The sequence below is a fragment of the Mesorhizobium sp. M1A.F.Ca.ET.072.01.1.1 genome, assembly GCF_004023325.1.
Classification (GTDB): Bacteria; Pseudomonadota; Alphaproteobacteria; order Rhizobiales; family Rhizobiaceae; genus Mesorhizobium.
On record NZ_RZSF01000418.1, the window covers coordinates 1 to 4,727 of the forward strand.

At 62.6% G+C, this 4,727-nt stretch carries 3 protein-coding genes, 1 tRNA gene and 2 pseudogenes; 3 read left to right on the top strand and 3 right to left on the bottom strand.

Annotated elements, in window-relative coordinates; genetic code table 11:
* Positions 1-947, top strand: a 947-nt coding sequence (locus EOA32_RS33190; protein WP_128373977.1) for an efflux RND transporter periplasmic adaptor subunit, incomplete at its 5' end; no start/stop codon positions are given.
* Positions 948-1,244: 297 nt separating this feature from the next.
* Here EOA32_RS33190 and EOA32_RS38970 read toward each other — a convergent pair.
* Positions 1,245-1,403 (bottom strand): hypothetical protein, encoded by a 159-nt coding sequence (locus tag EOA32_RS38970; protein ID WP_156752737.1) that lies wholly within the window; start codon positions 1,401-1,403, stop codon positions 1,245-1,247.
* Positions 1,404-1,890: 487 nt separating this feature from the next.
* On the opposite strand from EOA32_RS38970, the pseudogene EOA32_RS40325 reads away from it, so the two are divergent.
* Positions 1,891-2,005 (top strand): annotated as a pseudogene (locus EOA32_RS40325) (PilZ domain-containing protein); the annotation flags it as partial.
* 684 nt (positions 2,006-2,689) lie between these two features.
* On the opposite strand, the gene EOA32_RS33200 reads toward EOA32_RS40325, so the two are convergent.
* Both EOA32_RS33200 and EOA32_RS33205 read right to left on the bottom strand, forming a co-directional pair.
* A tRNA-Gln gene (locus EOA32_RS33200) sits at positions 2,690-2,763 on the bottom strand.
* 143 nt (positions 2,764-2,906) lie between these two features.
* A complete protein-coding gene (locus tag EOA32_RS33205; RefSeq protein WP_128373978.1) occupies positions 2,907-3,839 on the bottom strand; it encodes a YbhN family protein in 933 nt (310 codons plus the stop codon).
* Between the two features lie 248 nt (positions 3,840-4,087).
* On the opposite strand from EOA32_RS33205, the pseudogene EOA32_RS33210 reads away from it, so the two are divergent.
* Positions 4,088-4,727: pseudogene (locus EOA32_RS33210) on the top strand (Ppx/GppA family phosphatase); the annotation flags it as partial.

Here is a 4,727-nt window from a genome sequence, read left to right on the forward strand (position 1 = left end):
ACAGCGCACCAATCTATGCCCGCGTCAGCGGTTATGTGAAGGATTGGAAGGTCGATATCGGCGCGAGCGTCAAGGCGGGGCAGACCCTAGCCGAGATCGAGGCCCCCGATCAGGACCAGCAATTGCTGCAGGCCAAGGCCGACCTCGCCAACGCTAAATCGGCCGAGGTCCTGGCCGACATCACCCTCAAGCGCGAGCGTCCGCTGCTCGAATCCCGGACCGTCGCGCAGCAGGAAATCGACCAGCGCGTGGCAGATCTAGCCAGCAAGCAGGCCGCGGTGAATTCCGGCGAGGCCAATGTCGAGCGCCTTGAGGTGCTGTCCGCCTACAAGACCGTCGCCGCGCCGTTCGACGGCCTCATCACTGCGCGCAACACCGATGTCGGTTCGCTTATATCGGCCGGATCGAGCGCCGGGCAGGCGATGTTCGTGGTCTCGGACGTACATACGCTGCGCGTCTATATCAACGTGCCGCAGAACTACGCACCGGATGTGAAGTTGGGTTCGCAGGCCACCGTCTCGGTGCCCGAATATCCGGGCCGCAGCTTCCCGGCTACCATCGTCGCCTCGGCTCGGTCGGTCGACATCACGTCCGGCACGACGCAGATGCAGCTTTCCGTCGACAACGCCAAGGGAGAGTTGATGCCCGGCGCCTATGCCAATGTGAAGGTGGATCTCTCCGGGGTGGCCGGCACATTCCGCATTCCCGTCAGCGCGCTCATCTTCGACGAGAGAGGCCTGCGCGTCGCCACTGTCGGGCAAGACAATCGCGCTACCTTCAAGACGGTGACGATCGCCCGCGACCTGGGCAACGAGATCGAACTGGCCTCGGGCGTCGCTGCCGACGACCATGTCATCGCCACTCCGCCTGACGGTCTGGCGGAGGGCGACGAAGTCCATATCGTCAAGCTGTCACAGGCCAAGGAAGCCACACCCAAGGTCCCCTAGGCGAAGTGGCGAAGGACTATTCCCGAATCCGGCTGGCCGGGGGACTGGACGCCTACATGCGACCAGGTCGGGGCGGTCCTGCCGATTGCCGCCGCTAACGAGCCTTGATCGCGATCAGAGAGATCGAGACTGTCATCGCGATCACGACAAGCGTCCAAACCACCGCATTTGGCGTCAGGCGCCAACGGTGGCGTTCGGTCATCCGCTTGCGCCACAAGTCGGCGTGGTTCGCGCCTTCGTATTTTCCCGAAGGGCCAGGGCCGGGAGGTTTCTTGTGCTTGGCTCTAGCAGCCATGCCTAGCCGGCGACCGCAAGCACCAGGGCGATGCCCACGCCAATTGCGAGCCCAGTGGCGAGACTTTCTGCCATCCGCATGGCAAAGGCGCCGTAGCGCGTCCGCAGACTGGTTTGCGGGGCTGTCAGGATGCGAGCAAGATCATCGAGCGCGTCTTCCATGCCAAGATTCTAGATCGAAACGGATTCGCTGTGAATCCCCCATCCTCTGGTGCGAACACACCAGTTCTTAGCGAAGCGTCATCGGAATCCGATAACCCGCCGCTCGGTGTGCCCCCACACCCAGCGGCGGGCTAAGGTGACCGGCGCCTTTTCTCGTGGGGGAGAATTGCCTGAGAGCCCGGCGCCGGCCCAGCGACTAGTGGTCCGCCGCATATGCAAGATAGCTAATTTCTACCTCAAAAGGACATGGTGTGATCGCGTAACCTCTTTGGCAATCGCCCTGGCGATCAGGAATAAACCTCACCGGTGCGGCGGCCCCAATTTGCGAGGATCGCCATGGCAATGAAATTTCCCTTCACGGAAGTCACGCTCGGCAAAAAAGCTGGACGCCGGGACGGGCCTTTCTGTCTATTGCCTCACTTGCCGGCGGTCGGCGGTGCTGGACGTTGCCGCACTGGTGAAACGGCTCGGGCCCGACCATAAATGCCTGCTTTACGTACCAGTTGATGGGATCGCCTACAGTTGTTCGATGGCGCAAGAGTGATCGCGTAGGCGTTGAATTCGAGGGCACCGAGCCAAAGCCGAAGTTCCATTACGGTTGAATGCCGGCTCCGGCCTTCCTGTCTCTAGTGGCAGAAATGTCACGCAATCTGAATATGCAGCGCTTCAACTAGGGCGCGCTTATGATCCGTCTTACCGAGGCGTACCGTCTTGGCTGCGAGGGATGCGGGGACCACTGGAGCGCTCGCTGCGGCAACGCAGCGGGCGCTTCGCATGGGAGCTATGGCGATTTGCACCAGAGCAGGGTTAGCATCCGGCTTTCCGGGCCTTCTGTCAGCCCACTCTCCGGCTGGACCGCCAGCGCGCGGTCTCGATGTCGTCGCGGGAAATCCCCATGTCGCTGAGCATGTCGTCCGGTGAGTCGCTCAGATCGTCAGTTGCCTTAAATAGCGCCCTCTGATCGGCTCGGCGACCAAACCAATCGACAACGGGACCAGCTACGACAAGAGGAAGGTTCACAAGCATCAGGGCACTCCCTTCACCGCTGCACAAGCTAGGCCGATGCGCCACGAGCGTATGTGACAAGACTCACAGACCCGTTAGTGCCTGCTAATTCAAGAACGTGCCGAGAACATCACGGCCATTCCGTGTTCCATGAAGTGAGCGGGAATGTTTTGCAATGCACGGAAAAACAAGGACTTAGGTGAGAGCGTGCTGCAAATGAGATGTAACACGGTCCGGAGACCATGTTTTCATTAAGGCATAGTTCTGCTTGGATATTTCGTTGGCTGGGGAACCTGGATTCGAACCAGGACTAACGGAGTCAGAGTCCGCTGGTCTACCGTTAACCTATTCCCCAGCAGGCGCGGTTGGTGCCGCGCGAAGCGGGCGGCTCAAGCGCCGCGAGCGCTGCCTTGTAGCCGCCATCCGAAAATAGTCAACCCCGCGCCGCAGTTCAACCGCAGCCTTTTTCTCATTCGATCGCGGGCCGCATGGGGACGCTCAGCCTTCGCCGCGGCTGTATTGCGAATGCTCGAAGAACAGCACCACGCCGAGCCCGATCAGCAGCGGGATGATCAGGTAGAACAGGCGGAACACCAGGAGTGCGGCGAGCACGCCGACCGGATCCATGTGCGACAGTCCGGCCAGGAAGACCACCTCGAAGACGCCGAGGGCGCCCGGCGCATGCGACAGCAACCCGACCGAAAAGGATATCATGAAGACGCCGAGCACGACGAAATAGCCGGGATTGCCGGCCGCCGGCAAGGCAAAGTAGATGATGGCCGCCGCCGCGAGCAGCTCGACCGGGCCGATCAGCAATTGCCGCGCCACGATCGGCAGTGCCGGGTAATGCAGCTGGAAGCTGCCGACCTTGAGCGGGCTCAGATGCAGCCAGCTGCAGAACACATAGACCGCAACCAGGATCAGCATGACGAGGCCGGCGGCTGTTGCCAGCTCGTGGTGCGGGGTCGTGGTAAAACGGTCGACGATCTGCGGCTCCAGCACCAGCACGAGGCCCCCGACAAGCAGGCTGGAGAGCACGAAGGTGATCCAGCAGATCGCCACCAGAACGCCGACATCCTGACCGGTCAGCCCCCTGGTGCCATAGGCGCGGTAGCGGATCACCGCGCCCGACAGCACCGAGCCGCCGATATTGTGCGACAGCGCATAGGTGGTGAAGGAGCAGAGCGTGACGAACAGCCACGAAACTTTCTTGCCGATATGGAGCAGCGCAATGTGGTCGTAGCCGGCGAGGGAGGCATAGGCGACGACCGAGCTCAGCGCCGCCAGCACCCAGGCGCGCGGGGGGATGGCGACGATACCGGCCCAGACGTCGTCGAGTGAGATGCCGCGCAACTCATGGATGAGCAGCCAGAGCGAGAACACCACGGCCGCTATGCCGATGACCGGCCAGAAATAGCGCGTCCAGTTCATGGCGTCGTCGTCATGCGATTAAGCTCATTGCTATGATGTCGCCCAAACCCGTTCCAAGTCTCATTGAGACATGCCTGATTGAAGCCGGCTATTCAACCGGCATGAGGTGGCCCCTGCGTGACGGCGCCAAAAATCGGGCCATGCGCTCTTGGTGATTGCAAAGCGCGCTGCTAGTCTGTTCTCAACTTGAACAAATCGAGGTGCCTGCTGCGTCCTTGCTGGTTCGCGCGGCGCCGAAAGGAATTGAAGTGGAAGACCACGATACCGGCGCGGGCGCGTCGGCAGTGGGCGTGTCCGGGACATCGCCGGCGGTACCGGCGGGCCCGCCCGCGGGGCGTTTCAGCCGCCATGCGGGCGCGCACGCAAGACATGCCGACAATCAAGGCGAGAACCCGAAAGGCAAAACGCGCAAGCGCCGCAAGCGCAGGCGAGGCCGCAAGGTTTTCGCACGTGATGAGAACGGCGGAATACCCTCGCCGGGGCCCGTCGCCGCTCCCGCCAGCCTTGCGCCTGAACCCGCGCCGATCGTCCCCCAGCCGCGACCGTCGCCTCCAAATGGCGCGCGCCCGCCGCATCAGGAACTGCCGGTATTCGCAGCGCTCGATCTCGGCACCAACAATTGCCGGCTGCTGGTCGCGGTGCCCGCCCGCCACGGCCAGTTCCGCGTCATCGATGCGTTCTCGCGCATTGTCAGGCTGGGCGAGGGGCTTTCGGCCAGCGGCCGGCTCGGCCAGGCGGCCATGGACCGTGCCGTCGAGGCGTTGAAGGTCTGCGGAGACAAGCTGCGCAACCGCAAGATCAGGAAGGCGAGGCTAATCGCCACCGAGGCCTGCCGCTCGGCCGAAAACGGCGTCGAGTTCCTCGAACGGGTCGAGCGCGAGGCCGGTC

What these genes read in the sequence shown, in the direction of transcription:
- EOA32_RS38970 (WP_156752737.1), bottom strand. Translation starts at nt 1,403, where the DNA reads ATGGAAGACGCGCTCGATGATCTTGCTCGCATCCTGACAGCCCCGCAA.
- EOA32_RS33205 (WP_128373978.1), bottom strand. Translation starts at nt 3,839, where the DNA reads ATGAACTGGACGCGCTATTTCTGGCCGGTCATCGGCATAGCGGCCGTG.